Origin of the sequence: Aeromonas sp. 603757 (assembly GCF_049171255.1) — a bacterium.
Lineage (GTDB): Bacteria > Pseudomonadota > Gammaproteobacteria > Enterobacterales > Aeromonadaceae > Aeromonas > Aeromonas veronii_A.
Genome location: NZ_JAAKOE010000005.1, coordinates 218176 through 244899, shown reverse-complemented (window position 1 = coordinate 244899; position 26724 = coordinate 218176). Strand labels below are relative to the sequence as shown.

The 26724-nt window shown below is 61.2% G+C and carries 22 protein-coding genes; 13 read left to right on the top strand and 9 right to left on the bottom strand.

Going from position 1 to position 26724, the window contains the following annotated elements; genetic code table 11:
• Window positions 1-46: 46 nt before the first annotated feature.
• Both zipA and G5332_RS07305 read right to left on the bottom strand, forming a co-directional pair.
• The gene (zipA, locus tag G5332_RS07310; RefSeq protein WP_421251854.1) at window positions 47-1216 is read right to left on the bottom strand and encodes a cell division protein ZipA; all 1170 of its coding nucleotides are present in this window, start codon (window positions 1214-1216) and stop codon (window positions 47-49) included.
• A gap of 15 nt (window positions 1217-1231) precedes the next feature.
• On the bottom strand, window positions 1232-4606 hold the full coding sequence (locus G5332_RS07305) for an AAA family ATPase (protein ID WP_227342136.1): 3375 nt from the start codon (window positions 4604-4606) through the stop codon (window positions 1232-1234).
• A 213-nt stretch (window positions 4607-4819) separates the two neighbouring features.
• On the opposite strand from G5332_RS07305, the gene cysZ reads away from it, so the two are divergent.
• Entirely contained in the window at window positions 4820-5584 is a 765-nt protein-coding gene (cysZ, locus tag G5332_RS07300; RefSeq protein WP_005338455.1) for a sulfate transporter CysZ, read from the top strand.
• Window positions 5585-5730: 146 nt separating this feature from the next.
• On the top strand, window positions 5731-6345 hold the full coding sequence (locus G5332_RS07295; protein WP_005338456.1) for a trimeric intracellular cation channel family protein: 615 nt from the start codon (window positions 5731-5733) through the stop codon (window positions 6343-6345).
• Between the two features lie 85 nt (window positions 6346-6430).
• Here the strand turns inward: G5332_RS07295 and G5332_RS07290 are convergent, their stop codons facing one another.
• The 4 genes from G5332_RS07290 to G5332_RS07275 all read right to left on the bottom strand — a co-directional run bounded on the left by G5332_RS07290 (window position 6431) and on the right by G5332_RS07275 (window position 9781).
• Complete coding sequence (locus G5332_RS07290) at window positions 6431-6682, bottom strand: lipoprotein (protein WP_005338457.1); 252 nt, start codon at window positions 6680-6682, stop codon at window positions 6431-6433.
• A gap of 47 nt (window positions 6683-6729) precedes the next feature.
• Window positions 6730-7275, bottom strand: a complete 546-nt coding sequence (locus tag G5332_RS07285; RefSeq protein WP_421249426.1) for a DUF882 domain-containing protein — start codon at window positions 7273-7275, stop codon at window positions 6730-6732.
• A gap of 164 nt (window positions 7276-7439) precedes the next feature.
• Window positions 7440-8924, bottom strand: a complete 1485-nt coding sequence (locus tag G5332_RS07280; RefSeq protein ID WP_005349849.1) for a L,D-transpeptidase family protein — start codon at window positions 8922-8924, stop codon at window positions 7440-7442.
• 92 nt (window positions 8925-9016) lie between these two features.
• Entirely contained in the window at window positions 9017-9781 is a 765-nt protein-coding gene (locus tag G5332_RS07275) for a substrate-binding periplasmic protein (protein WP_421249419.1), read from the bottom strand.
• A 316-nt stretch (window positions 9782-10097) separates the two neighbouring features.
• On the opposite strand from G5332_RS07275, the gene G5332_RS07270 reads away from it, so the two are divergent.
• From G5332_RS07270 to G5332_RS07250, 5 genes are all read left to right on the top strand, one after another.
• Complete coding sequence (locus tag G5332_RS07270; protein ID WP_159163101.1) at window positions 10098-10643, top strand: hypothetical protein; 546 nt, start codon at window positions 10098-10100, stop codon at window positions 10641-10643.
• A gap of 55 nt (window positions 10644-10698) precedes the next feature.
• A complete protein-coding gene (locus tag G5332_RS07265; protein ID WP_421172073.1) occupies window positions 10699-11718 on the top strand; it encodes a glycosyltransferase family 2 protein in 1020 nt (339 codons plus the stop codon).
• Window positions 11715-12086: a GtrA family protein gene (locus G5332_RS07260; protein ID WP_005338463.1), complete on the top strand. Its 372-nt coding sequence runs from the start codon at window positions 11715-11717 to the stop codon at window positions 12084-12086. Before G5332_RS07265 ends, G5332_RS07260 begins: the two co-directional genes overlap by 4 nt.
• Window positions 12086-13252: a hypothetical protein gene (locus G5332_RS07255; protein WP_005338464.1), complete on the top strand. Its 1167-nt coding sequence runs from the start codon at window positions 12086-12088 to the stop codon at window positions 13250-13252. Before G5332_RS07260 ends, G5332_RS07255 begins: the two co-directional genes overlap by 1 nt.
• A 228-nt stretch (window positions 13253-13480) precedes the next feature.
• A complete protein-coding gene (locus G5332_RS07250; protein WP_421172074.1) occupies window positions 13481-15592 on the top strand; it encodes an alpha-amylase in 2112 nt (703 codons plus the stop codon).
• Window positions 15593-15667: 75 nt separating this feature from the next.
• On the opposite strand, the gene G5332_RS07245 is transcribed toward G5332_RS07250, so the two are convergent.
• A complete protein-coding gene (locus G5332_RS07245) occupies window positions 15668-16294 on the bottom strand; it encodes a glutathione S-transferase (protein ID WP_421172075.1) in 627 nt (208 codons plus the stop codon).
• 170 nt (window positions 16295-16464) lie between these two features.
• Between G5332_RS07245 and G5332_RS07240 the strand changes: the two genes are divergently transcribed.
• The 4 genes from G5332_RS07240 (at window position 16465) to G5332_RS07225 (ending at window position 20038) form a co-directional block, all read left to right on the top strand.
• Window positions 16465-17109, top strand: a complete 645-nt coding sequence (locus G5332_RS07240; protein WP_005338467.1) for a response regulator — start codon at window positions 16465-16467, stop codon at window positions 17107-17109.
• 113 nt (window positions 17110-17222) lie between these two features.
• Window positions 17223-17819, top strand: coding sequence for a TetR/AcrR family transcriptional regulator (locus G5332_RS07235; protein ID WP_421172076.1), 597 nt, complete (start codon window positions 17223-17225; stop codon window positions 17817-17819).
• A gap of 82 nt (window positions 17820-17901) precedes the next feature.
• Window positions 17902-18780: an alpha/beta hydrolase gene (locus tag G5332_RS07230; RefSeq protein WP_421311199.1), complete on the top strand. Its 879-nt coding sequence runs from the start codon at window positions 17902-17904 to the stop codon at window positions 18778-18780.
• A gap of 112 nt (window positions 18781-18892) precedes the next feature.
• Window positions 18893-20038, top strand: a complete 1146-nt coding sequence (locus G5332_RS07225; protein ID WP_005347843.1) for a patatin-like phospholipase family protein — start codon at window positions 18893-18895, stop codon at window positions 20036-20038.
• A gap of 28 nt (window positions 20039-20066) precedes the next feature.
• On the opposite strand, the gene G5332_RS07220 is transcribed toward G5332_RS07225, so the two are convergent.
• Complete coding sequence (locus G5332_RS07220; RefSeq protein WP_005338473.1) at window positions 20067-22019, bottom strand: monovalent cation:proton antiporter family protein; 1953 nt, start codon at window positions 22017-22019, stop codon at window positions 20067-20069.
• 118 nt (window positions 22020-22137) lie between these two features.
• On the opposite strand from G5332_RS07220, the gene G5332_RS07215 reads away from it, so the two are divergent.
• Window positions 22138-23040: a GGDEF domain-containing protein gene (locus tag G5332_RS07215; protein ID WP_421172077.1), complete on the top strand. Its 903-nt coding sequence runs from the start codon at window positions 22138-22140 to the stop codon at window positions 23038-23040.
• An 88-nt stretch (window positions 23041-23128) separates the two neighbouring features.
• Here the strand turns inward: G5332_RS07215 and tilS are convergent, their stop codons facing one another.
• The gene (gene tilS / locus G5332_RS07210; protein WP_421311198.1) at window positions 23129-24487 is read right to left on the bottom strand and encodes a tRNA lysidine(34) synthetase TilS; all 1359 of its coding nucleotides are present in this window, start codon (window positions 24485-24487) and stop codon (window positions 23129-23131) included.
• Window positions 24488-24667: 180 nt separating this feature from the next.
• On the opposite strand from tilS, the gene G5332_RS07205 reads away from it, so the two are divergent.
• A complete protein-coding gene (locus G5332_RS07205) occupies window positions 24668-26701 on the top strand; it encodes a M13 family metallopeptidase (RefSeq protein ID WP_421311197.1) in 2034 nt (677 codons plus the stop codon).
• Window positions 26702-26724 lie beyond the last annotated feature (23 nt).

Genomic DNA, 26724 nt, shown 5'->3' with positions numbered 1-26724 from the left:
GGTACCAGGGTACCGCACTTTTTCTTCACTCGACCCGCATGGCGTATTAGTCGCGGCTGGCCTCGTAGGCAGCCAGCTCGTGACGGTAACGGGCAATGGTCTCGTCGCTCAGCGGGCTGCGATCCATATCGGTCAGCATGGCATCGAGATCGCTGGCCAGCTGATCGGCAGCCTGCAGCATATCCTCGAAGGCAAACGCGGCATTGCTGCGCAGCGGCAGTTGCATGAACAGGGAGACACCCGGCGTGGTGAACTGCTCCATCCGATAGGGATTGAAAGTACCCGGCTTGACCATGTTGATCATGGAGAAGAGCACTTCACCCTTGCCGTTGGGATCTTCGTGACGGTGGAAAATATCCATCTCGCCAAACTTGAAGCCCAGCGCCATCAGGGATGAGAGCAGGGTTGCACCTTGCAAGTCGTGACCCGGACGGCCCATCAGGTTGATGACATAGACATCCTGCCAGATCTTCTCGACCGACTGGGGGGCCATGCGCGGCTCTTCCACCACAGGAGCAGGTGCCACATAGGCCGGCTCTTCATAAACAGGCTCGGGAGCCACATGACGGGGCTGCGGCTGATATTCCGGCTCGGGAGCACGCACCGGTTCGGCACGCACTGTGTCGGCGGTACGGACTGTCTCTGCACGGGCACCAAAAGTCGGGGCGGTCGCGTAGGCGGGCTCGACCAGCGGCTCGTCGTCCAGCGACTGCATCATGGGCTCGCGCTGGGGACGGGAACGGTAGACCGGGGTACGACGATTGACCTGAGCAGGTTTGCGCACCGGCGCGGCGGGCGCCTCGTCGATCTCCTCGGGCAGCGGTTCGTCGAACGCTTCCTCCTCTTCATAGACAGGAGGCGGCGGAACCGGGCGGGCAGCAGGCTTGCGCACTACAGGCGGCGGCAGATCGTCCTCGTCATCTTCATCATCAAAGGCGGGGACGGCAGGGCGACGACCGAGTTCCGGCTGGCGGCTCTCTTCACTGCGCAGCTTGGGCTCGGCACGACGGCCACCACTGACCACACGTACCTGGCCGATGCCATCGCTGTCGAAGGCGTCGTTATCACGATCCCGCGACTTGGAGTCCATCCGTCCAATCGGTTTCTCTTTGATCGGTGCCTGACGATTCTTTTTGTTGCTCCACAACCCGTGAATGAGCAATGCCGCAATAGCAATACCGCCCAGGGCAACCAAGATGTAACGCAATTCCTGCATTAGCTGCTTCTCTTTCTAGTTTTGCTCAGCCAAAGCGACGGCTTCACCGATATCGACCGACACAATGCGAGAAACCCCGGGCTCTTGCATCGTGACGCCAACCAGCTGCTCAGCCATCTCCATGGAGACCTTATTATGACTGATGTAAACGAACTGTACTGTGCTCGACATCTCTTTGACAAGAGAACAGAAGCGACCGACGTTCACTTCATCGAGCGGTGCATCCACCTCATCCAGCAGACAAAAAGGTGCTGGGTTGAGTCTGAAGATGGCAAAAACCAACGCAAGCGCGGTTAACGCCTTCTCCCCCCCGGAAAGCAGGGCAATGGTAGCATTCTTCTTACCCGGAGGTCTCGCCATGATGCTCACTCCGGCCTCCAAAAGATCATCGGAGGTAAGCTCAAGCCAGGCACTGCCCCCACCGAACACTTTCGGAAACAGGGATTTTAAATCTTCGTTGACCTTATCGAAAGTGTCCCGGAACCGTATTTGTGTCTCTTTATCAATTCTTTTAATGGCTTGGCTCAAGGTTTCCAGCGCTTGCTCGAGATCCTGGCACTGATTTTCAAGATAGGTTGCCCGGGTTTTCGCCTCTTCGTACTCCTCCAGCGCCGCCAGGTTGATGGCGCCGAGCGCCTCCACTTGCGCCTCCAGAGTCTGGATCTCCTGCCGCAGCTTGCCACGATCAGCGGCGATCAACACCGCCTGATCGAGATCCACCAGTCGAACCCCCAGCTCTTCAAACTGCTCGTGCAGCCCCTGTCGACGGGTGAGGTTGCGTTCGCGCTCAAGACGCAGGGTTGCCAGCTTCTCTTGCAACGTCACCAACTGCTTGTGATCGGCACTTCTGGCCTGCTCCAGCTCACCGAGCTGGCGCTCCAGCTCCGCAAGCCGTTGATGGCAGGCGAGCTGCTGCGCCTCAAGATTGCGCTGCTCGGCCAGCAGGGGCGCCAGATCCGGCACTGCCTCGCTATCCGGCCCTTTCAGCCCGGCCAGCTCCAGCCCAAGCCTCGCCAACTCCTCTTCGCCCAGGGTTATGAGTTGGCGCAGATTGCCCAACTCCAGTTGCAAACGCTGGCAGGCCGCTTGTTGCTGCTCGCGGCGCGCACGGGCCTCGTCGACCGCCCGCTCGCAGCGGGTCAGCAGCTCCTGAGCGAGCTGCAACCCTTGCTTCAGCGGCTCCCCCTGCACCTGCAACTCGGCAAGGAGTGCCTCATCGAGTTCCAGTTGTTCACGGGCGCTGGCCAGTCGCTCTGCCTCTTCGGCCTGCTCCTGATCGAGCCGGATCAGCTCTTCGCCGAGCTGACCGAGCCGCTGCAACCGCTCCTGCCGCTGACCCTGTTGCAGACTCCAGGCTTCGCGCAGTTGTTGCCATTTCTGCTCTTGCTCGCGCAAGGTTCGCTGCGACAACTCCTGCGCACTGGCAAGCTGGGCACGCCGGGCATCGGCAGCCACAAGTTGCTCGCTCAGCTGTGCCAGCCCAGCGGCAACCTTCTCCTGCTCGGTATGCAACCGCTCACGCTCACCCAGCAGCGCCATGGTGCCGAGCGCCGCGCCCTGTCCCAAATCGGCCCAGTTTGGCCCCAGCCAGTCGCCAGCAGGAGTCAGTACCGACTCACCGGCCGCAAGGCTTGGCTGGCGGATCAATGCGGCCTCCCGGCTCTCCACCAGCCAGATGGCGTTGAGGAAGGCGGGAATGTGCTCGCCGCCCAGTTGCGCCGCCAGCGTACCGGCAACCGCCGGTTGCGCCGGGCCAATCCAGAGCCCCTCTTGCGCCAGATTGCACTCGTCCGCCGGCATTGCGGTGAGCCAGCGACCCAGCACCTTGTCGAGCGCCGGTGCCCACTCGGGGGCAACCTGCAACCGGTCGGCCAGGGTTGCACCCTCCATCTGCTCCCCGAGGATCTGATCCAGGGTCGCCAGCCGCGCCTCCAGCTCCCGTTGCAGGCTCAACTGCTGGCCATGCTGCTGCTTGAGTTGTTCATGGGCGTCGACCGCCTGTGCCAGCTGCTCGGTCAGCTCGCCATTGGCCGCCCGCGTCAGCTCCAGCTCACCACTCAGGGCATCGAGGGCCGGTTGCAGGTCATCGGCCTCAGCGCCGAGGGGGCCCGCGCGTTCATCTTCCAGTTTGAGGCGGGCCAGCCGGGTCTTGGCTTGCAGCTCCTGCAGGCCACCCAACCGGGTACGGGTCTGGTTCAGCTGGCCCTGCAACCCGGCCAACTGTTGTTGCCACTGCTGCTGGCGCAGGCGGGCCTGCTCCAGCTGCTCGCTGGCGTGCTGACGGGCCTCCTGCTGCTCAGCGAGCAACTGCTCACACTGCTCCAGCCGAGCGCTCTCCTGCTCGGCGCGCAATACCCCTTCGGTCAGTTGATCCTGCTGGCTGGCCAGCTGCGCCTTGCGAGTGGCGATCCGCTCGCCCAGCGCCTCTGCACGGGCCTGCCAGTCGCGCCCCAGTTCACTCTGGTGCAGTTGCTGTTGCTCGAGACGGGCGATGGCCTGCCCGCCGAGAAAAATCTGTTGCTGACGGCTCGCCTGCTCGGCTTGCGCCTCTTGTCTGGCGACCGACAGGGTGACGTGGTGCCCCTCATCGGCGGTGCGCTTTGCATCGAGCGCCGCCAGCGCCTGCTCGGCCTGCGCCAGTTCGGTTTTGGCATCGCCAAGGCGCGTCTCCAGCGCCCACAACTCGGAGCCAATCAGCTCGGCGCGAGCTGCGCGCGAACGACTCTTGAGCTGTTTGTAGCGCTCGGCCGTTTCGGCCTGGGCTTTGAGGTGGTCAAGGCGCGAACCCAGCTCGCCACGAATATCACCGAGGCGCTCCAGATTTTCCTGAGTGTGGCGAATGCGCTGCTCGGTCTCGCGGCGCCGCTCCTTGTAGCGGGAGACCCCGGCGGCCTCTTCCATAAAGAGCTTGAGATCGGCCGGACGCGACTCCACCAGTCGGCTGACGGTGCCCTGTTCGATGATGGCGTAGCTGCGGGGGCCAAGACCGGTGCCGAGGAAGAGGTCGGTCACATCCTTGCGGCGGCACTTCTGGCCGTTGATCTGATAGTGGTTGGAGCCGTCGCGCAGCACTTCGCGGCGCACCGAGATCTCGGTAAAGCGACCGAACTCGCCGGGCACCCGGTTGTGGGGATTGTCGAACACCAGCTCGACCGAGGCGCGCCCGTGCGCACTGCGATTGATAGAGCCGTTGAAGATGACATCGGTCATGTTCTCACCGCGCAGATGGCGAGCGGAACTCTCCCCCAGCACCCAGCGCACCGCGTCGATGACGTTGGATTTGCCACAGCCGTTAGGGCCCACCACGGCGGTCATGTCTGCCGACAGTTCGATGCGGGTCGGCTCGACGAACGACTTGAAGCCGGCGAGTTTGATCAGTTTCAGACGCATGGCGACCTGTATCAGTGGCTAAATAAAGAGGATGCGGGCAGGTGACTTTACCAAATCCAGACCCGGCTTTGTTTGTAATATGCAGGCATCATCCCCATTCATGCCCGATTTTTGGTCGCCACGGCACGAAATAAGGAATAGTCGGCGACTTTACCAAATCAAAGGCTTGTTTGTAATATGCTGGCAGTTCTCCCATGCATAGATGGAGCTCACATGAGCCAATCACCCCATATGGTCAAAGATTCAATCAGCGGTGCAGACTACTTTCTGCGCGGTTTTTCCCTTATTCGCCAACCGGGCATCCGCACCTTTGTGCTGATCCCCCTGCTGGTCAACTTCGTGCTGTTTGCCGGGGCCTTCTATGCCCTGTTGCTGCAACTGGACGGCCTGTTCGCATGGCTCCATCAGCAGATCCCCGCCTGGCTCGACTGGCTGGACTACCTGCTGTGGCCCATCGCCCTCATCACCATACTGGTGGTCTTCTCCTTTATCTTCAGCTCGGTTGCCAACTGGGTAGCCGCCCCCTTCAACGGCCTGCTGGCGGAGAAGGTGGAGCAGATCCTCACCGGTCAGCCCGCCAATGACAGCGGCATGCTGGATATCGTCAAGGATGTGCCACGCACCTTCGGCCGCGAATGGACCAAGCTGAAGTATTACCTGCCCAAGGCCATCGGCTGCCTGATCCTGTTCCTGATCCCTGTGGTGGGCCAGACCCTGGCGCCGGTGCTCTGGTTCCTGTTCAGCGCCTGGATGATGGCGATCCAGTATGTGGATTATCCCTTCGACAACCACAAGATCGACTTCATCACCATGCGCGATGCCTTGAAGCAGCGCCGCGGCAAGTGCCTCAGCTTCGGCGCTCTGGTGACCCTCTTCTCCGCCATTCCGGTGGTGAACCTCTTCGTGATGCCAGTCGCCATCTGTGGTGCCACCGCCATGTGGGTCGATCACTACCGGCAAGAGCAGTTGGGGCGCTAACCCTTGAACATTGATTAGAAAAAGGCACCCGAAACGGTGCCTTTTTCGCATTTAGCATGAATTAAATTAATGCATGCATTCGATAGCTTGTCCCGTATAACACGAGTTGGTAGGATTCTCGCCTTTCTCGTTCCCTGGGATATCTCATGTTACATGCACTCTTCTTGGTTGGCCTGGTGGCCGAAGGGATGACCGGCGCGCTGGCCGCGGGTCGGCGACGGATGGATCTGTTTGGTGTGGTGATCATCGCCTCGGCGACGGCCATCGGTGGTGGCACCATCCGCGATGTGCTGCTCGGCCACTATCCGCTGCTCTGGATTGAACATCCGGAATATGTGCTGCTGGTTGCGGCAGCTGCGATGGCGGGTGTGGTCTCCGCCCCCCTGATGCGCTACCTCGGCAAGCTGTTCATGGCCCTCGATGCCCTGGGACTGGTGGTCTTCTCCATCTTCGGTGCGGCCCGAGCGCTGGATATGGGCCACGGCGCCGGTATTGCCTGCATCATGGCGGTAGTGACCGGGGTCTTTGGCGGGGTGCTGCGGGATCTGCTCTGCCAGCGCATTCCACTGGTATTTCGTCGCGAGCTCTATGCAGCCATTTCGCTGATCACCGCAGCCCTCTACTGTCTGGCGCTGGATCAGGGCTTGCCGACCAACTGGGCCGCGTTCGGTTCCATCGGGATCGGCTTTGTACTGCGGCTGCTGGCGGTACGCTTCAAGTGGGGTCTGCCCACCTTCAACTACCAGTACGCGACCCACTGAGTACGCCAGCTTCTGGCGAGGCGGGTTGGATTGCGAGCAACAAAAAAGCGCCCGAGCGGCGCTTTTTTCATGGACGGTCTGCGACTCAGTTAATCCCTTCCGAGCTGAAGAAGGTCGCCTTGTCGGCGATAAAGCGGATCTTGATGTTCTTCCCTTCCCCGCCCCAGAGGCAGCTGGTAGTGCCCAAGGCATCATCACAACGCTCCGCCTTGCCCAGAATGGTGCTGGCCTCGGCGTAACTCATCCCCATCTTCAACTGGTCGTAATTTTCACGGTTGAGCTTGCTGCAACCGGTCAACAACAGGGCGATCAGGCCGCCAATCACTATCTTTTTCATCGCTATCTCCTCTCTGGTGGGAAGAGCTTGGCAGTTTGCCAACCCCTTTACCAGCTGCGCACCGGGCCGGTATCGAGGTGAACGAAGTTATCACGGGGATAGTAACCGACCCCCCCCACCTTGAGCTGGAGCGCCGCCTTGCGCAGATGGGCCAGCTGTACGCCGGGGATCCGCACATCCACCGCCTGCCCCAGGGTGTGGTAGCTGTGCTTGGCCACGCCGCGGCTCTTGTGGTGCTTTTGGCGATTTGTGGCCGGGGCGCGATAGCCGGAGATCAGCTGAATTTCGCTGCGCCGACCCAGCTTGTGCTGCAACAGAAACAGCTGATCAAACAGCTTCTTGTCGATGTTGAACACTTCGTTGCGCCGGTAATCGCGGAAGATGTGGTTGAGCTCGGCCAACCCGTCGCTCAGATAGTGACCGTTTTCCCAATAGCTGGCGCGCACCCGCTCGCCAGTATTGAGATTGAAGAAACTGAGTTCACGCCCGGTGGTACTGCGGCTGGCCAGAGCAGGGAAGGAGATCAGCGAGCTGCCCAGCAGGCAACCGGCTCCCAGCAACAGGCGACGTCGACTTATCTCTTGTTCCAGCATAAGGGGTTCGTCCATCGCAGATTCAAGCGAAAATAGTTGAATAAGATCACTGATTGAATGTGATACAGGCGCTTGAAACTACCCTCCGGCGGGGGGCCCTGTCAAACCTCAATCGCCCATAGAAAAGCCCGGCACAGGCCGGGCTTTTCACTCTGTGGCAGGGATCACAGCAGGCGGCTCTGGAAGCTGACCCGATCAAATCCGTAGATGTCGTTACGCAGTTGCTGGCGACCATTTTCGTCGATCCAGCTGCTCCAGTAGACGGTAAAGACCGGGATCGGCGTGGTGAGCGGCAACCATTTGGTCTGGCTCTCCTTGAGGATATTGGCCACCTTGTCCGGCTGATAGCGGGAATCTGCCAGCAACAGTTCGGCTAGATCGTCCGCATGTTCCACCCTGATGCAGCCCGAACTGAAGGCGCGCGCCCCCTGCTCGAACAGCGCCTTGCGCGGGGTGGAGTGCAGATAGATGGCGTCATTGTTGGGCAGGTAGAACTTGTAGCGCCCCAGGGCATTGTGATCACCCGGCTTTTGCCGCAGGCGATAGGGGAAACCGGCGGCCAGCGCCTGATGCCACCCCTCTTCGGTGAACTGGACCGGATTACCCTCGCTGTCGATCACCTCGAACTGCTCGCGACTCAGGTACGCGGGATCCCGACCCAGCTTGGGCAGGATGTCCTTGCTCAGGATCGAGCGCGGCACATGCCAGGAGGGGTTGAGCACGATGGAGCGAATTTCGCTGGCCAGAATGGGGGTGGCCCGCTGCTCCTTGCCGACGATGACCCGGCTGGTAAACACCTCGTTGCCGGACTCCACCACGCTCAGACGGTAGTCGGGAATATTGACCAGCACGTAGCGGCCACCGGCGAGCTGATCCACCAGATCGCGACGCCACAGGTTGCGCAGCAGCAGGCTGGCGCGCACTTGCGGGCCGGTATTGAGCCAGGAGCGGGTCTGACGACCGATAATGCCGTCCGCGGTGAGACCGTGACGACGCTGGAACTGTTTGATGGCCTGCTCGGTATCACCATCGTAAATCTGATCACCATGGCTCGGGGCGCTGTCGCCCAGCTCGTTGAGCATGGCGCGGATTTGGCCGAGCTCGGCGGAGCTCTCTCCGGCACGCAGGGTCGGCATATCGAGGGTCGGCCACTTGCTGGCCATCGGCATTGCCAGCAGTTTGTGCACTTTGGCCCGCACCGCCTCGTATTCCGCCACCTGAGGGCGCAGGGATTTCACCTGGGTGAGTAGGTCATCATCGCTGGGCTGGGTCACCACAGGGCGGTTCAAATCGAGCTTGAGGGTCTTCATCTGCTCGCGCGAGACCAGATCCATCCCCCGCCAGGCGTGCTGGAAACGACTCAGCTTGGTAAAAATGTCGTCATATATGGCACCACGCTTGTCTGCAGGGGCGGCCTGCAGACGCTTCCACAGCGTGAAAAAATCGGGGTGCAGCTGGGCTAGCACAGCCTCTTGCAACTGCTGCTCCAGCTCGACACGGGCCTGTTCGGCCTGACTGCCCTGATACCAGTCGTGTCCGGTTTCACTGGCCGCCACCACGACTTGTGCTTCGGTCGCATGTACCGCGCCAGCGGGCAAACATCCCAGCCACACCAGATTGGCAAGGGCCAGCCAATACTTCATCCCCATGGGTACCTCAAAACGGTTTGTTCACTCTGTCGGGCCTGACAAGCAGACCCGATGCTCAGGCCGCTCATGATGCGTGAACGGCCAATACTTTGCTAGCGCCCGGGGGCATAACGCTGCCAGATAATGTCATACGCATCTGTCTCCTTGAACCGCGCCAACGCCTGATTGAATTGTTGCAAGAACTGCGGCGAAAAGCTGCGCTTGCCCAACATAAAGAAGCTTGGCGATTCAGATACCACCATGGGGTGGCTGGTGAACAGACCGCTCATCCCCTCCTTGTTGAGGGCGCTGGGGGTAGCCAGCATGTCACCGAGAAAACCGTCGATCCGCCCGCGGGCCAGCTTCTCATAATTTTGCTGGTCGCTCACCGCACTCACCTGTTTGGCATAGCGAGCGAGCAGCGACATCACTTCATCACCATAGAAGTACTCTTTGGTAACGCCGAGGGAGTAACCACTGGCCAGCCAGCTCGTCAGATCCTGTTCGGGATAGTGGCTGCCCTTGCGGACCCACAGCAAGGTGCGACCCGGATTGTAGGAGTCGGAAAACCAGGCATAACGAGCGCGCTCATCATTGATATTCGCCTCCATCGCCATGTCTATCTCGCCATGCTCCATCTCGTGCAGTACCCGCTTCCAGGGCAGCTCCACATAGTTGACCTTGCAGTGCATGGAAGTGAGCACAGCCGTCAGCACCTCGGCGGCATAACCGCGCACCTCTTGCGGTGAGTCGGCTTCGTAATAATGGTAGGGGGGCCAGTTATCGTAACCGACCTGTATAGGCTCGGGACACAGGGCCCTGGCCAATGCCATTGGCGCCCATAATCCAAGCAGCAGACAGCAAGAGATCCACTTCATATGTCATCCTTGACGAATAAGTGAGTCATCATAAATCGCCCCCTGCAAAATGGCGATAGAGGCCAGATGACTATCGCATCCGCTAGAAAATGACGCAGCAAAGCGCTTCTATTTGCCAAATGCCCTGCCGGAGCGCCACTGGCAACCTGTGCCCCGCCAGGCCTGTTTAACCGGGAAACAGCAACGTTTGGAACAGGGGTAAAAAGGGGTTAATATGTGACCAAATATTTTTTTGTGATCCACTATGCTTTTTTTGCAATTGGATTAGCATATGCGCGACATCGGCCTACCCATTCTGTCAGGCATAGAGAGTGATATGACGTACAAAAAGTTCGGTTTTTTGACTGCCATTCTGGCGTTAAGCGGTTTTTATCTTTACACCCTCTATCTGGCTGCTCACCCCAACGTGAGCCTGGCCTACAAACTCTATTATCTGGAAGGCAAAACCCGCTTCTGGGAACACAACTCCAGCATGACCTATCAGCCGGGTAACGAGCTCAATCTGACCAAGCCGAGCCGCTTCCTCTCCAGCGAAGGCTGGGCCAAGAAGCCGAGCGATGAAGGTACCCTGCTCAGCGGTCAGGGCGGTCTCTACTTTGTGCTGCCCAAGCAGGCGGCCAATCCGGATCAGCTTACCGTACAGGCCCGCATCAACAGCCCGGAAGCCGGCGCCCTGTTGAAAGTAGCGCTGGGTCACGACTTCACTACCACTGTGAAACTGGCCAAAGCGGGCATCAACGAAATCCGCCTCAATCTGCCCGGTGACTCGCTCACGGCAGATCCCAAGCGCCCCAATTTTCTGGCGCTCTCGGCACCAACTCCCATCAATGTGCAGTCGGTACGTTTGACCGTAGCCCAGTGATCCTTGCCCCGAATACCATTTTATAAAAACAACTATCCCAAATAAGGACGTTCTTATGTCGCATCCAGATTTTCGACTCTCTCTGGTCGTTCCCGTTTACAACGAGGAAGAGAGCATCGATGCCTTCATCAACGCGATAGACAACGAACTGGCCCCGCTGAAAGACCAGCTTGAAATTGTATTCGTCAACGATGGCAGCCGTGACCGCACCCGTGAAGTGGTCGAGCAGGCCATCGCCCGTGACCCGCGCGTGACCCTGGTCAACCTGGCACGCAACTTCGGTAAAGAAGCGGCCCTGACCGCCGGTCTGCATCAGGCCAAAGGGGATGCCATCGTGCCGATGGACGTGGATCTGCAAGACCCGCCCGCCCTGATCCTGGAGTTCGTCAAACTGTGGCAGACCGGTGACTATGACACCGTCTACGGCATCCGCGTCGATCGCAGCGCCGATACCCCGATGAAGCGCCTGACTGCCGGTGGCTTCTACCGCTTCTTCAACGCCCTCTCCACCAGCACCAAGCTGCCGGAGAACGCCGGTGACTTCCGCCTGATCGACCGTCGCGTGGTCGAGGCGATCAAGCTGCTGCCGGAGCGCAACCGCTTCATGAAGGGGCTGTTTGCCTGGGCCGGTTTCCGTGCCGTTGGCGTCCCCTACGAGCGCCCGGCCCGTCACGCCGGTGAAACCAAGTTCAACTACTGGAAACTGTGGAACTTCGCCCTCGACGGTCTGCTCAGCTTCTCCAGCTGGCCGCTGCGGGTCTGGAGCTATGTGGGTGTCAGCGTCTCGCTGGTGGCCTTCCTCTATATCCTGAAAATCATCACCCAGGTGATCTTCTTCGGCATCGACGTGCCCGGTTACGCCTCCCTGATGTCCGTGGTGCTGTTCCTCGGCGGTATCCAGCTGTTGTCACTCGGCATCATCGGCGAGTACATCGGCCGCATGTTCGTGGAAGTGAAACAGCGCCCGGTCTACCTCATTGAAGGGGTCTATGGCCAGTATGCCAAGCAGGATGCGGGCAAACCGCAGAGCGCTGAGAGCAACCCGCAAGAGCAGCAGGAGCAGGCGCCTCAATGATCTCCCGCGAGGAATTCTGGCGGCTGGTACGTTTCGGTTTTGTCGGCGGGGGGGCTACTCTCGTCGACCTTGGCACCTCCATCGCACTGTTTCATACCTGGCCCACCATCTCGGAGCACCTGGTTACCACGCTGGCTTTTGCCATCGCGTTCTGGTTCTCCTTCTTTGGTCACCGCTACATTACCTTCCAGAAGCAGGGAGCCGCCAGCAAGTTTCTGCTGGTCGCCCTCTTCTCGCTGGCGGTGCGTAACCTGATCCTGAGCGGCCTGCTGTTTGCGGGGCTCTCCGGTCTGCTGCCGGTGGTCATCGCCACCCTGACCGTTACCGTCCTCACTTACGTTCTCTCTCGCGTCTGGGTTTTTGCCTGATGAATGATATGACCAATACTGCCCCGCTAACCGGGGCTGCACTCCCGTATCGCCCGTCACTGCGCATCAGCGGTCGTGACTGGCTGATGATCATCGCCGCCTTCATGCTGAGCCGGGTGGCGCTGTATGGCATGGGCTACTTCGGTGTCCAGCTCTATGGCTCCCCCGACATCGGCCCGCTGCAGGCCTATTGTCAGTTCGACTGCGTCTGGTTCCAGCGCATCATCGAAAATGGCTACGATCTCTACCCGCGCTGGCTGAGCAAGGGCAATGCGGCCAACTGGGCCTTTATGCCGCTCTATCCGATGGTCTCCGGTGCCATCTCCAACCTGTTCAATGTCGAGAGCCTGATCGGCCTCATCATTGTTACCAATATCTCCTTCTTCGCCAGCCTGCCGCTGATGCTGCTGGTGTTGCGTCAGCTCAAGCTGGGGGACGATACCGCCCGCTTCGGCGTCTGGCTGCTCGCCTTCTCCCCCTTCTCCGCCTACTTCGTCTCCGGCTATACCGAGTCGACCTTTATGGCGCTGATGCTGGGGATGTTCCTGTTCGCCTATCGGGAGCAGTGGCTGATGGTGGCCGTGCTGGGGGTCTGTATCTCCGCCACCCGCAACCTGGGGGTGATGATGGTCTTCCCGGTGCTGATCCTGGCGCTGCAAGCTTACGGCTGGCGGGAATTTTTCCGCTTTACCGAGCGCGCCTTCAAGGTGGTGTTCACCCTCTGGATGATCCCGTTTGGCCTGTTCGCCTACATGGTCTACCTCTATCATCTGACCGGCGATGCCTTTGCCTTCAAGCACATTCAGGTGGCGTGGGGTCGCTACATGGACAGCCCGCTGGACTGGTGGCTGAGCGGTTTCGAGCTGGGCGGCCGCAAGGCTTACCTCTCCATCATGGTGATCTTCGGCTGGTGCCTGAACGGTTACCTGTTCAGCCAGAAGCGCTGGGCGGAAGCGACCCTGATGTTCATCTGCTGCACCATCCCGCTGATGACCGGCCTCAACGCCATGCCACGCTACATGTTCGGGCTCTACCCGACCCTGCTGGCCATCATTCTGCTGACCCATCGCTGGCCAGCCATCCGCCCGGCGGTGCTCTGCATCAGCGGCATGGTGGCTTCCTTCATCGCGGTGGCCTTCGTCAACTTCAAGTTCTTCACCGTCTGATGTGACGACGATGCCTGACACACAAAATGCCGGTCACCTGACCGGCATTTTTTTATGGCCGCTATTTTTATCGACAGAGCGTCCCTCTCCTCTCCGTCACACTTTCCTCGGCTTGAAAACGTAACCATTTGAACTGATGTCACAAATCGGCATTTTGCCGATCCAAGGCGCGCTTTGCTGCTCCTAGAATGAGCCCTTGTCCGAACTGCCCTGCTCAAGGAATGGCTTATGCGTCGTGCTCATCACTTATCCCCTCTCTGGCTTGCCCTGCTGGCCGCCCCTCTGTTCATCCAACAGGCGATGGCCGCCCCCGAGGTTCGCCTCTATGTGGATGGTCAACCGGTCGCGACCCCGATCGCGCTGGACAAGGGCACGGTGGAGCTGACCCATCCCCTTGCCAAGGGGAGCCATCTGATCCGCATCAGCGACGCAGACAACAGTTGCGGTACCAGCTTTGGCCCGAGCGAGAACAAGCCGCTCCCCTTCGGCACCGCCCAGCCCATGGACAAATGCAGCAAGGATCAGAGCTTTACCCTGCGGGTGATGCTGGCCGGGGAGTATCAGTTCACCTTCAACCCGGATACCCCCAGCCTCAAGGTGCTGCGGGCGACCAAGAAGAGCGAGTTCAAGCGCCAGCCACCACAAGAGCCCTGCATCAGCTGGGATGGCGGCCCTATCACTGTATCCCTGAAAGGGGTCTGGCCCGACGGCACCCGACTGAGGGATGCCTACTCAAAACAGGAGGCAGTGGTCAAACAGGGCAAGCTGACCCTGACCCCGAGCAAAGAGAGCGGCGGCCTGCTGCTGCTCGAGCCGGTCAAGGCAGCCAAGCCAGCACTATTCAGCTGGGATCAGGCGAGCGTCTATTTTCTGCTGACCGATCGCTTCCACAATGGTGACCCCGCCAACGACCACAGCTTCGGCCGCCAGAAGGATGGTCAGGACGAGGTGGCCACCTGGCACGGCGGTGACTTCAAGGGGCTGACCGAGAAGCTCGACTACATCAAGAGCCTCGGCATGAACGCCATCTGGATCACCCCCATGGTGGAGCAGGTGCACGGCTTTATCGGCGGTGGCGAGCAGGGCAACTTCCCTTTCTACGCCTACCACGGCTACTGGGCGCTCGACTTCACCAAGATTGACCCCAACTACGGCGATGAAGAGAGTCTGAAAACCCTGGTGGATGAGGCCCACAAGCGCGGCATGCGGATCATCCTCGACGTGGTGATGAACCACGCCGGTTACGCCACCCTCGCCGATCTGCAGGATCTGGGTCTCACCGAGCTAACCCAAAACAGCGGCAAACTGCCGACCGTCTGGAACCAGTGGCGTCCGAACGGTGGCCTCAACTGGCATGGTTACAACCAGTTCATCGACTATCAATCACCCGCGTGGAACAAGTGGTGGAGTGGTGACTGGGTACGCGCCGGTCTGCCCGGCTACCCGCAGCCCGGCACCGACGATGTCACCGGCTCGGTGGCGGGGCTGCCGGACTTTCTGACCGAATCGGCCAAACCGGTAGGGCTGCCGCCATTGCTGGCCGCGAAAAAAGACACCCTCGCCAAGGAGCTACCCAACGCCACCGTAAGTGACTACCTGATCGCCTGGCACACCGACTGGGTGCGCCGCTTTGGCATCGACGGCTTCCGCGCCGACACCGTCAAACATCTGGAGCCCGAAGTGTGGGCCAAGCTCAAGCAGGCGGGCAGTGCAGCACTCAAGGAGTGGAAGGCTGCCAACCCGGGCAAGGCCCTCGACGATCTGCCCTTCTACATGGTGGGCGAGGTGTGGGATCACGGGGTAGCCAAGGATTTCTGGTATCAGAACGGCTTCGATTCCCTGATCAACTTCGACTATCAGCGCGAGTTCGCCCTGTCACAGGCCCAGTGCATGGCCAGTGCCGAGCCTACCTATGCCAGCTACGCCAGCCGCATCAATCAGGATCCCGAGTTCAACGTGTTGAGCTACATCAGCTCCCACGACACCAAGCTGTTCTTTGGCGACTATCAGGATGTGCCGCTACAGCGCCGGGTCGCCAACAGCTTTATGCTGCTGCCGGGCGGCATCCAGCTCTACTACGGCGACGAGTCCGGCCGCGGGCTGGCCAAGGATGGCGGGGTGTTCGATCAGGCGTTGCGCTCGGACATGAACTGGCAGGAGCTGGCCAGCGGAGACAAGGCTGAGCTGGTCAAGCACTGGCAGCAACTGGGCCAGTTCCGCGCCGCCCATCCGGCCATTGCGGCAGGCAGTCACCAGAAACTCTCGGATGCACCCTACGCCTTCGTACGGGAGAAGGGGGATGACAAGGTAGTGGTGGTCTTTGCCGGCCGGCAGAAGTAACTCTTGGGTCATATATACCAGCAGCAGAGAGGGGAGCCACTGGCTCCCCTCTCTCGTTTATCTATTTGCCACGGTTCACTGTGACTGGCGCGCTGCCACCGGCCACTGCAAGCGCGCCTTGACCAACATCTCTTGCCACAGGGGCCAGGCCAGCAGCGCCTGCTGATAGGCTCCGGCCTGACCGGGCAACAGGATGCCGTAGCTGGCCAGTCGATAGGCCATCACGGCATAGAAGGCATCGACAATGCCCGCCTCGCCAAAGTAGAAGGGGCCCTGCGCCTGCGACCAGATCTCCTGCAAACGGGCCAGCTCGCCGACCGCCTCCACCGGGGGATCGATACGGGTTGGCGCCCCAAGAAAGAATGGGAGCAGAGAACGGATCTGCCGAAATCCCGCGTGCAACTCGGCGCAGAGGCTGCGAGCCAGTGCCCGCTCGGCCAGCGAAACCGGATAGAGCTGACGGTCGGGACAGAGCTCGTGAACATATTCGGCGATGGCCAGCGAGTCGTGAACCCGCAAGCCATCGTGTTCGAGCCAGGGCACCAGACCGGCCGGTGCCAGCCGCTTGAGCCGCGCCAGCGACTTGGCATCCTCCAGATCGAACACCTGCTCCTGCCACGTCAGCCCGCTCATGGCGAGCACCAGTGCCGCTCGCATCGCCCAGGTGGAGCCGGTGCCCACCGCCAATACCAAGGATCCCATCTGTTGCCTCCTGCATGAGTTGCCTGCGACCGGCCGATCTGCCCTGATGGCAAAACATCCGATGTTCGCTTCACATTTGCGCACCGGCGGGTTTGACCCTCTTGGTGAGCGATGCTAGTTTGATTTTTCAAAACAATCAGTTAGCAACAATGTGAGCCATTAACCGAAATATGGACAGCCAATTTACCATCGTCATCGCAGATGACCACCCCCTGTTTCGGGGCGCCCTTTACCAAGCGGTGCACATGGCCATCAACGACGCTCAATTGCTGGAAGCGGACTCCATCGACAGCCTGACCAGCCTGCTCGGCGAGCACCCCGAAGTTGACCTGTTGCTGCTCGATCTCAAGATGCCGGGAGCCAATGGCTTCGAGGGGCTGGCCCACCTGCGCGGCCAGTATCCCGACCTGCCCATCGTGGTGGTCTCCGCCTCGGAAGATGCGGCCATCATCCAGCAGGTGCTGCGGCTCGGGGCGCTCGGCTTCATTCCCAAGTCGGTGCCGATGAAGGAGCTGGTCAATGCCCTCAATACGGTGATCGGGGGGGATAACTGGGTGCCGGAAGGCATCTCGCTCCATCCTGAATCGGAAGACGGCCCCGATTTCGCCAGCAAGCTGGCCAGCCTCACCCCCCAGCAGTACAAGGTGCTGATCATGCTGCGCGATGGCAGCCTGAACAAACAGATCGCCTGGGAGCTCAACGTCTCCGAGGCCACCATCAAGGCCCATATCACCGCCATCTTCAGAAAACTGGGCGTCAAGAACCGAACTCAGGCGGTTATCGCCCTGCAACAGCTCGATATCAAGGAGAGCTGAACCCCGCGCGCAGTGACACGCGCGAGACGAAATAGCCAGCCATGCTGGCTATTTGTTGCTCGACAATTAGCACGATCGTACTTTATGCTGCCAGCGCCAACGAGGAGAGTGTGATGAGCAAGGGGCGCCTGACCCGGGAAACCATTTTGCAGACTGCCTTTGAGCAGGCGAGCCAGCAAGGGCTGGAGAGCCTGACCATCGGCTCGCTGGCCAGTGCCTGCGAGATGTCCAAAAGCGGCCTGTTTGCCCACTTTCAATCCCGCGACAATCTGCAGATAGCCGTGCTGGAGTACGCCGCCGAGGTGTTCCGGCTGCGGGTGATCCAGCCGGTACGTCAGCAGGAGCACCAGTGCCAGCACGACAAGCTGATCGCCCTGCTGCGTGCCTGGCAGGCGTGGAACCACTGCTTCGCCGGACGCTGCATGTTCCTCGACGCCTGGACCTCGGTGCAGGATGGCCATGAGCAAGAGAGCCCTGTACAACAAGCCGCCCGGCAACTGGTGCGCTTCTGGCTCGACTATCTGGCCCGTCAGGTGGTGCAGGGTCAAGCCGCAGGCGAGTGGCGACGGGAGATGGATCCCTGGCGCGCCGTTTACCGCCTCTATGGCCTCTATCTGGCGGATCAGGTGTTCAACGATCTCGAACTGTGTCAGGATCCGGCCCGCCACTTCTGGCCCGAGGTGGACGCTCTGCTGAGCAGCTGGCGCTGATGTTTTGGCATCCGTTCAACACTAATTTTTAAAAATCAACAAAAAAGCACGACCGTTCGCACATAAAAACCACAGGATGACCATGAGCAGCAAGATCTACTTCAACACCAGCCGCTTCAGCCCGAGCAAATGGCTGCTGGGGATCGGCACCCGGTTACACCACAGACTCGCCCCCACCCATGCCAAGCGCACCGCCAGCAAGTTGCTGCTCACCCCCCAGCGCAATCAGCGGGATGGCCACGAACCTGCCGGTCTGGTGAAGCAGGCCGTCCATACCAGCGAAGGGGTATTGATGAGCTATCGGCTCGGTCAGGGGCCGCTGTGGCTGCTGATGCACGGCTGGTCCGGCAGCGCCAGCCAGTTCTATCCGCTGATGAGCCATATCGCCGCGCAAGGTTTCACCGCCATTGCCTACGATCATCCGGCCCACGGCCAGAGCGCAGGCAACACTGGCCACCTGCCCCGCTTCGTGCGCGCCTTCGACGAACTGGCGACCAAGCTGGCCAGCGAAGTATGCCCGCTGCACGGGGTCATCGCCCACAGCATGGGAGGCGCCGTCACCCTCTCCAGCCGTCAGGCGGGTATCGATACCCTGCCGCTGCTGTTGATTTCGCCGGTGCTCGACTATGTGCCCCAGCTCTACGGCATGGTGGCGCGCTCCGGCTACTCCATCCGGTTGTTCGATGCGGTGGTCAAGGAGATTGAGCAGGAGTACCAGCACCCCTTGAGCACGGTTGTTCCGCTGGGCCGACTCGCCAGTCGCAGCGGCGCGGCGATGATCGTGCACGACGAGGAGGACAGATTTGCCCCGCACGGCGATTCCTTGCGGGCCAGTCAGGATGGTCATACCCGGCTGGTGAGCACCCGGGGTCTGGGCCACGGTCGCATCCTCGCCAGCGCCCCGGTATTCGCCGCCTTCGATCAGCTGGCGCGGCCGGAAAATCCTCACCGCGCCCTTTGACACGGGGCCATGAAAAAAACGGGCGAGCGCCCGTTTTTATATTTGATACAGCGCCTTATAGTTAACTTGTCAGTGGGAACATTCTTGTCAGAACACGATAAGGCGCCAGCATATGGCCAGACCCAATACAGCGTTGTTGCTCACCGGTGGCGGTGCTCGCGCCGCCTATCAGGTCGGCGCCCTCAAGGCGATTGCGGAGCTCTACCCGCGCAATCTCGGCATCCCTTTTCCCATCCTTTGCGGCACCTCGGCGGGGGCTATCAATGTCACCGCGCTCGCCTGCTACGCCTCCTGCTTCCATCTGGGGGTGCGCAAGCTGGAGTGGGTCTGGCGCCGTTTCGAGACTCACCACATCTTCGATTTTCACCCGGGGCGCCTGCTGTGGCGGTTGATGTACGAAGGGTCGGCAGGGCTGATCAATCCCCACACCAACCACGCCTTTCACCTCTTTGACAACGCGCCGCTGCACCGCCTGCTGGATCAACTCATCGACTATCACCGCATCGATGACAACATCCTCTACGGCAGTCTGGAGGCGCTGGCCATCACGGCATCGGATTACGATGACGGTCTCTCCACCACCTTCTTTCAGGGGCGGGCCGACCACCATCCTTGGGAGCGGGCCAGACGGCGCGGGGTACGCACCGTGCTTACATCTGAGCATCTGCTCGCCTCCTCGGCGTTGCCCTTCGTCTTTCCGGCCACCCGGATCGGCGAGAAGTTCTACGGCGACGGTTCCATCCACCAGTTGAGCCCGCTCAGCCCCGCCATCCATCTGGGGGCGGAGCGGATCCTGCTGATCACCCTGGATCCGCCAGCCCACTCGGCACCGACCCATCATCACGGCCATCTCACCAGCTCCAATATTGCCAGCCATCTGCTCGATACGGTCTTTACCGACACCCTCAACTCCGATCTGGAGCGGCTGTGGCGCATCAACCAGACTCTGGATCTTATCCCTGAGCGGGAGCGCAATCGCCTCAAGCTGAAGCGGGTGGAGACCTGCGTGCTGAAACCGAGTCAGGATCTCGACACCATCGCACTGGCCTACCTGCGCAAACTGCCGCTAAAGTTGCGCCGCCTGTTGCGGGTGCTGGGTGTGAAGGGGGATGAGACCAGCAGTCTGGCCAGCTTTTTGATGTTCTATCCGGGTTATTGTCAGCAGCTGATCAAGCTGGGCTATCAGGACACCCTGAGGGAGCGGGAGCGGGTCGTCGCCTTCCTCGATATCGAAGGGCTACCAAAAGAGCGGGAGTAAAGGAGGCGGCCGATGAGTGCAAGGGGACTCAGCGCCCCTCCAGCAAACGCTGCTCCGCCTGCTCCATCGCCACCACGGTACCAAACAGGATCAGCCGGTCACCGGCCGCCAGCACCAGCTCGGGTCTGGGTTCCAGACTTTGATCGCCACGCTGCACCTCCTTGATCCGCACCTCATCGAGCGGCAACTCGCGCACTTCACGACCTACCGCCCACGCCTGATCGTGCAGCAACAGAGGATGGAGGCGTTCAAGCAGCTGATCTGCCTCCAGATTGCTGGCGCTCTGATCCCCCCAGTAGAAGCCGTGCAGAAAGCGATACTGGCTGCTGCGCTCCAGCTCCATCCGGCGGATCACCCGACCGATGGGGATATCGCAATTGAGCAGCAGGTGGGAGACCAGCATCAGGGCCCCCTCCTGGGATTCGGGGATCACCTCAAACGCCCCCGCCTGCTTGTACTGCTCCAGAAAACTGTCATCCCGGGTGCGCACCAGCACCTTGAGATCCCCCGCCAGTTCGCGGATCAGTGCCAGCATCGCCTCCACCCGTTTGCGATCATCGAAGGTGATGATCACCAGCCGCGCGCGCAACAACCCGGCGGCCAGCAGAATATCGCGGCGGCTGGCATCGCCGAAGGCTACCTGCTCCCCCGCCAGCTTGGCCTCGCTCACCCGCTCGGGGTCGAGGTCTAGGGCCAGAAAGGGGATCTCCTCGATCTTGAGAAAGCGGGCACAGGTCTGCCCCGCCCGGCCAAAGCCGGCGATGATGACATGCTGGTTTTTGCTCAGGCCCGACTGTGCCACCTCGGAGCGAGTCAGCAGCGCCGGATCGGTGAGGCTGCGGGCCAGCGAATGGGCCTGAGTCACCAGCCAGGGGGTCATGGCGATGGAGATGATGCCGATGCCGATCAGCAGGGAGACCAGTTGCTGATCCAGCAAGCCGTGGTGCAGCGCCAGTGCCAGCAACACGAAGCCAAACTCCCCCACCTGACTGAGCATGATGCCGGCGGCCATGCTGTCGCGCTTTCGCTCCCCCATCAGCCGCCCGGCCAGCAGCACCAGCAGGGATTTGCACAGCACCAGCAACACCACGCAGATCAGCACCTGCCACCAAGCCCGCGCCACCAGTTCCCACTCCATGGCCATGCCGATGGTGATAAAGAAGAGCCCCATCAGCACGTCGCGAAAGGGCTTGATGTCCACCTCCAGCTGATGACGGTAGTGGGACTCCCCCAGCATCATCCCCGCCAGAAACGCCCCCAGCGCCATCGACAGCCCCAGCGAATGGGTCATGTAGGCAGCCAGCAGCGCCACCAGCAGGGCACTCAGCACGAACAACTCGTCGGAGCGGGCTCGCGCCACCTCGTGAAACAACAACGGCAGCAACCACTTGCCCACCGCCAACAGGGTGAATAGAGCAAACAGCCCCTTGAGGGTGGCCCAGGCGATCTCGGCGGCCAGCGCACTCCCCTGCACTTCCGGCTGGGCGAGGATCGGGATCATCACCAGCAGGGGCACCACCGCCAGATCCTGAAACAGCAGCACGCTCACCCCCAGCTGGGCGCGGCGGGTATGGAGCTGCTTCTGCTCGCCGAGCTGCTTGATCACCACAGCCGTGGAGGAGAGCGCCAACGTCCCCGCCACCACCAGCGACTGGGCCAGACCCAGCCCCCACCACCAGCCGATGGCGAAAAAGAGCAGTGACGTGAGCAGCACCTGCAACATCCCTACCCCCAGTACCAACCGGCGCATCGCCAGTAATTTCGGCAGGGAAAACTCCAGCCCCAGCGAAAACATCAGAAAGACGATCCCGAGCTCGGCAATGGTCTGCATGATCGACTGACCGGTGATCACCGCCAGCCCGTGGGGGCCGAGCAAGACGCCGGCAATCAGGTAGGCAAGGATGACCGGCAAGCCGAGGCGCCGGAAAGTTGCCACCAGCAGGACGGCGGCGAACAGCAGGATCAACAGGTCGGTGTACAAATTTTCCTCTCCTTTTATCGACTTAAGCTTAGTCAGCCGATCTGGCGGGCAGGAAAGATATATTGGGCATGCCAATTGCAGGTAGGAGACAGTAGTCAGGTGTTACAGGTGGAAGACCATGGAAAATACGTCGTCACTTAATGGCTTTAGCCATGGCATCGAGCAGTGGGTTCGCCAGATGGAGCGGCTCACGCCGTTGCCCAGCGTTGAACGCAACCAGTTGCTCGAGCAGTTGTTGGGGCAGAGCGATCTCGGCGGTCTGCTGACAACTTTTGCCGATCGTGCGGCAAGAATTGTCAGGATCCACAGTCTCTACCTCGATTGTGGCCAGCCCCATGTGCTGATCCAGCACCCGCCGCTGGCCACCCTCAACCTGCACAACTATCCGTTCGAACTGCGCGGCCAGCACGGCCAGCTGCTCGGCCAGCTCTACTACGAGCTGGAACATCCGCTGAGCGGCAGCCAGCAACGGGTACTGATGCAATACCATCAGCTGCTCTGCCTGCTGCTGCCCCTCTATCTGCGGCTGGAAAAACTGGATCAGCTGGTCCGGCTCGATCACCTGACCGGCCTTGGCAACCGCTCCTACTTTGACGAGGCCATCGGTCGCGCCATCGAACAGCACAGCCGCGAGCCCCACGGTCTGGTGCTGGTGCTGCTGGATCTCGATCGCTTCAAGCAGATCAATGATACCTGGGGTCATCCGGTGGGGGATCTGGTGCTGAGTCGCTTCGCCCAGCTGCTCAAGGGGTGCATTCGCAGCACGGATCAAGCCTTCCGGCTCGGGGGAGATGAATTTGCCCTGCTGCTGCAACCGGCCGAACCCGAGGCGTGGCGCCCGGTCTGGCTGCGACTGCAGCACATGCTGATGACCAACAAGGAGCTCAGCACCTTCTCGGTCGGATGCAGCCTTGGCGCCGCCAGCTGGCAATCCGGGGTCGATGTGCCGAGCCTCTACGAGGCGGCCGACAGTCACCTCTACGCCCGCAAGAAAGCAGGCAAGGCCAGCCCTAACGAATAATCCCGAACTCTTCTTTGCTCCGGCACATGCGCGCCATGTGACCGGAGCTTCTTTTTTTGGGCTAAGCCTCCCTCACACCGAGATCACCTCAGGCAAGATCCTGCTCGGGCAGGATGGGGGCGGCACCGTTTCCCTGCCAGTGGCAAACCAGCCCGGCACTCTGTGCCATATAACCGTCGCAGACAAAGAGCCCCACCACCGCCGCCACCTGCTCGCCATAGTAGAGGATGGGAATGCGCCCTCGCTGCCACGAAGGCACGCCATACTCCTGCAGCAGCTTCTTCATCCGCCGACTGCCGCTTCGCCCCACCGGTTTGAGGGGGATCCCGGGCGCCACCTGAAAACGCACCGAGAGAGGCTCATCCGCTCGGGGGGAACGCAGCAGATCCTCGCCGTGCTCCGCCATGCGTACCACCAGCTCACCCAACCCGTCCGGCAGGGTCAGCGGCTCACCCACTGTGACCGGCAACACCTGATGGCAAGGTTGCAGATCAGGGCTCACCAGATAGAGTCGCTCCTGAAAACGGCGGCAGCTCTGGCGCCCCCAGTTGAGCTGGGGATTGGCATCGCCGCGCGCCAGCGCTACCTCCTGCCAGAGCCGGGCAAGCTGCTCACGGGATGGCATCTCCCCCCCCTGACGGCGGATCCAGTAGCGCAGCAGGTTGTTGCGCCGGGTGGGTGAAAGGGCGTGCAGCGGGCCGATATGGAGCGCCTCCTCCTCGCCCGCCAGCTGCCAGTCACTCTCTGCCAGTTCGTCCAGCAGCGCCTCCTGCTCGGCGCACAGGGCCATGCTGCGCGCCGCGGTCTGGGCCATGGCGGGCCAACGCGCCTTGAGCTGGGGGATAAGCGTCTGGCGTAAAAAGTTGCGGTCATAGCTCACATCCTGATTGCTCTCATCCTCCACCCAGCCAAAGGGGAGGCTCGCCGCCGCCTCGGCCAGCTCGGCGCGACTCATATCGAGCAGCGGACGCAGCAACAGGCCACCGGCAAAGGGCTGGCTTGGCAGGATCCCCGCCAGTCCACGCAGACCAGCGCCGCGCTTGAGGGCCAGCAGCAGGGTCTCCAGCTGATCGTCCTGATGGTGGGCGGTGAGCAGCCACTCCCCCTCCCGCATCCGGGCGGTCAACCGCTGGTAACGGGCGGTGCGGGCCTGCGCCTCCAGACTCTCGCCATTGCCACGGGCCAGAGTCACCCGCTCGACCAGCAGCTCCACCGCCAATTGCTGACACACAGCTTCACAATGAGCGACCCACTCATCGGCATGGGGACTGAGGCCGTGGTGCACGTGCAGGGCGCGAAGCGGCAGGCTGTGCTCGCGGGCATACTGCGCCGCCAGCACCAGCAGCAGGGTGGAGTCGAGGCCGCCACTGAAGGCCACCAGCAGACCGGTGGAACCTTCCGGCGCTGGCATAGTCAGACAAAAGCGAGAATAAAGATGAGAAATCATAGGCTTCCCCAAAACGGACCGGCCGATCTTAGCAGAGTCGGGCTTATCAAGCTGCAACCCTGCTGCTAGAGTGAGGCTCGCCCGCCCTCTCCACCAGGCAGGCCGCAAGGCGGTCGCACAACCGGTTGGAGCAAGGAAGATGGGCAGGGAAGCAAACAATCCGAATTGGAATCAAACAAGATGAACAATAAGAAAAGCTTACTGGCCGGCCTGATTGGACTGGCCCTGCTGGCTGGCTGCAGTCAGGCACCGCAAGACTCCCCCAAACACTCCGGGCTGGCGCTGGCCAATATGGACACCCAGGTCAAACCCGGCGATGACTTCTTCCGTTACGTCAATGGCAAGTGGCTCGCCACCGCCAAGATCCCCGACGATCGCCCCGCCGATGGCGCCTTCTACATGCTGCGGGACAAATCCCTCGCCGATGTGCGGGTGCTGGTCGAGGGGCTGGCCAAGCAGGAGGCCGCCACCGGCACGCCGACCCAGCAGATCCGCGATCTCTACGCCAGCTATCTGGATCAGGCAGGCCGTGACGCCAAGGGGCTCACCCCGCTGGCACCGGCGCTGGCCGACATCGATCGGATCGGTGATCAGGCCGCGCTGGCCCGTGCCTTTGCCCAGTCGGGCCGCATGGGCGGCGGCGCGCCGTTTGGCATCTGGATCGACGCCGATGCCAAGTCCCCCGACCGCTATGCGGTTTACCTCTATCAAGGTGGACTGGGGCTGCCGGATCGGGACTACTACCTCAAGCAGGATCCCGAGAGTCAGGCCCTGCGCCAGAAGTACCAACAGCATATCGCCGCCATGCTGAGCCGCCTCGGTGAGTCTGACCCGAGCGGCAAAGCCAAACGGATTCTGGCCCTCGAAACCCGGCTCGCCACCATCCAGTGGGACAACGTCGCCCTGCGGGATCGGGAGAAGAACTACAACAAGCGCCCCGCCAGCGAACTGGCACGGCTCGCCCCCCATCTCGACTGGCAGGCTTATCTCAATGCCGCGGGCATTGCTGGTCAGCCGGAACTCATCATCGGTCAGCCGACCTATCTGAGCGCGCTGGATCAGGTGATGGCCCAGACCCCCATCGCCGACTGGCAGGCCTACCTCAAGTGGCAACTGCTGACCGACTACGCCCCCTATCTCGACAGCGAGACCGACCGCGCCAACTTTGCCTTCTACGGCACCACGTTGAGCGGCACGCCCAAACAGCGCGCCAGCTGGGAGCGTGGACTGGGGGTGTTGAACGATCATCTGGGTGAAGCGGTCGGCCAGCTCTATGTGGCCCGCTACTTCCCGCCAGCAGCCAAGGAGCGGATGGAGCAGCTTGTGGAGAACCTGCGCACCGCCTACGGCCAGAGCATCAAGGAGCTCGACTGGATGTCGCCCGAGACCAAGGCGCAGGCACTCGAGAAGCTGGCCAAGTTCCGCCCCAAGATCGGCTACCCCGACAAGTGGAAGGATTACAGCGCCATCGCCATCAAACCGGATGATCTGGTGGGCAACCTGCAACGCTCGCAAACCTTTGAATACGCAGACAGTCTGGCGCGCCTCGGCAAGCCGGTCGACCGGGACGAGTGGCACATGTCGCCGCAAACGGTGAACGCCTACTACAACCCGAGCAACAACGAGATCGTCTTCCCGGCGGCCATTTTGCAGCCCCCCTTCTTCGACATGACGGCGGATGATGCGGTCAACTACGGCGCCATCGGCGGGGTCATTGGCCACGAGATGGGCCACGGTTTTGATGATCAGGGGGCCAAATCCGACGGTGACGGCATGATGCGCGACTGGTGGACGCCGCAGGATCTCAAGGAGTTCCGCTTCCGCACCAGCCGTCTGGTGGCCCAGTACAACCGCTTCGAGCCCATCAACGGCCAGTTCGTCAACGGCCAGTTCACCCTGGGGGAGAACATCGGCGATCTGGGCGGTCTCACCATCGCCCACAAAGCCTATGAGCTGTCACTGGATGGCAAGGAGGCGCCGGTGCTGGATGGCTTCACCGGCGAACAGCGCTTCTTCCTCGGCTGGGCGCAGGTGTGGAAGGGGATGTATCGCCCCGAGCTGATGCAGATGCTGCTGCGCTCCGACCCCCACTCGCCGCCCGAGTACCGGGTCAACGGCGTGGTGCCGAACATTCCCGCCTTCTACGAGGCATTCAACATCCAGCCGGGGGACAAGCTCTATCTGCCACCCCAGAAGCGGGTGAAGATCTGGTAACAGCATCAGGGCGGGCTCCCCGG

What these genes read in the sequence shown, in the direction of transcription:
- G5332_RS07215 (WP_421172077.1), top strand. Translation starts at nt 22,138, where the DNA reads ATGGAAAATACGTCGTCACTTAATGGCTTTAGCCATGGCATCGAGCAG.
- G5332_RS07275 (WP_421249419.1), bottom strand. Translation starts at nt 9,781, where the DNA reads ATGAAGTGGATCTCTTGCTGTCTGCTGCTTGGATTATGGGCGCCAATG.
- G5332_RS07230 (WP_421311199.1), top strand. Translation starts at nt 17,902, where the DNA reads ATGAGCAGCAAGATCTACTTCAACACCAGCCGCTTCAGCCCGAGCAAA.
- G5332_RS07260 (WP_005338463.1), top strand. Translation starts at nt 11,715, where the DNA reads ATGATCTCCCGCGAGGAATTCTGGCGGCTGGTACGTTTCGGTTTTGTC.
- zipA (WP_421251854.1), bottom strand. Translation starts at nt 1,216, where the DNA reads ATGCAGGAATTGCGTTACATCTTGGTTGCCCTGGGCGGTATTGCTATT.
- G5332_RS07235 (WP_421172076.1), top strand. Translation starts at nt 17,223, where the DNA reads ATGAGCAAGGGGCGCCTGACCCGGGAAACCATTTTGCAGACTGCCTTT.
- cysZ (WP_005338455.1), top strand. Translation starts at nt 4,820, where the DNA reads ATGAGCCAATCACCCCATATGGTCAAAGATTCAATCAGCGGTGCAGAC.
- G5332_RS07265 (WP_421172073.1), top strand. Translation starts at nt 10,699, where the DNA reads ATGTCGCATCCAGATTTTCGACTCTCTCTGGTCGTTCCCGTTTACAAC.
- G5332_RS07295 (WP_005338456.1), top strand. Translation starts at nt 5,731, where the DNA reads ATGTTACATGCACTCTTCTTGGTTGGCCTGGTGGCCGAAGGGATGACC.
- G5332_RS07245 (WP_421172075.1), bottom strand. Translation starts at nt 16,294, where the DNA reads ATGGGATCCTTGGTATTGGCGGTGGGCACCGGCTCCACCTGGGCGATG.
- G5332_RS07225 (WP_005347843.1), top strand. Translation starts at nt 18,893, where the DNA reads ATGGCCAGACCCAATACAGCGTTGTTGCTCACCGGTGGCGGTGCTCGC.
- G5332_RS07205 (WP_421311197.1), top strand. Translation starts at nt 24,668, where the DNA reads ATGAACAATAAGAAAAGCTTACTGGCCGGCCTGATTGGACTGGCCCTG.
- G5332_RS07285 (WP_421249426.1), bottom strand. Translation starts at nt 7,275, where the DNA reads ATGCTGGAACAAGAGATAAGTCGACGTCGCCTGTTGCTGGGAGCCGGT.
- G5332_RS07255 (WP_005338464.1), top strand. Translation starts at nt 12,086, where the DNA reads ATGAATGATATGACCAATACTGCCCCGCTAACCGGGGCTGCACTCCCG.
- G5332_RS07280 (WP_005349849.1), bottom strand. Translation starts at nt 8,924, where the DNA reads ATGGGGATGAAGTATTGGCTGGCCCTTGCCAATCTGGTGTGGCTGGGA.
- G5332_RS07290 (WP_005338457.1), bottom strand. Translation starts at nt 6,682, where the DNA reads ATGAAAAAGATAGTGATTGGCGGCCTGATCGCCCTGTTGTTGACCGGT.
- tilS (WP_421311198.1), bottom strand. Translation starts at nt 24,487, where the DNA reads ATGATTTCTCATCTTTATTCTCGCTTTTGTCTGACTATGCCAGCGCCG.
- G5332_RS07270 (WP_159163101.1), top strand. Translation starts at nt 10,098, where the DNA reads ATGACGTACAAAAAGTTCGGTTTTTTGACTGCCATTCTGGCGTTAAGC.
- G5332_RS07240 (WP_005338467.1), top strand. Translation starts at nt 16,465, where the DNA reads ATGGACAGCCAATTTACCATCGTCATCGCAGATGACCACCCCCTGTTT.
- G5332_RS07305 (WP_227342136.1), bottom strand. Translation starts at nt 4,606, where the DNA reads ATGCGTCTGAAACTGATCAAACTCGCCGGCTTCAAGTCGTTCGTCGAG.
- G5332_RS07250 (WP_421172074.1), top strand. Translation starts at nt 13,481, where the DNA reads ATGCGTCGTGCTCATCACTTATCCCCTCTCTGGCTTGCCCTGCTGGCC.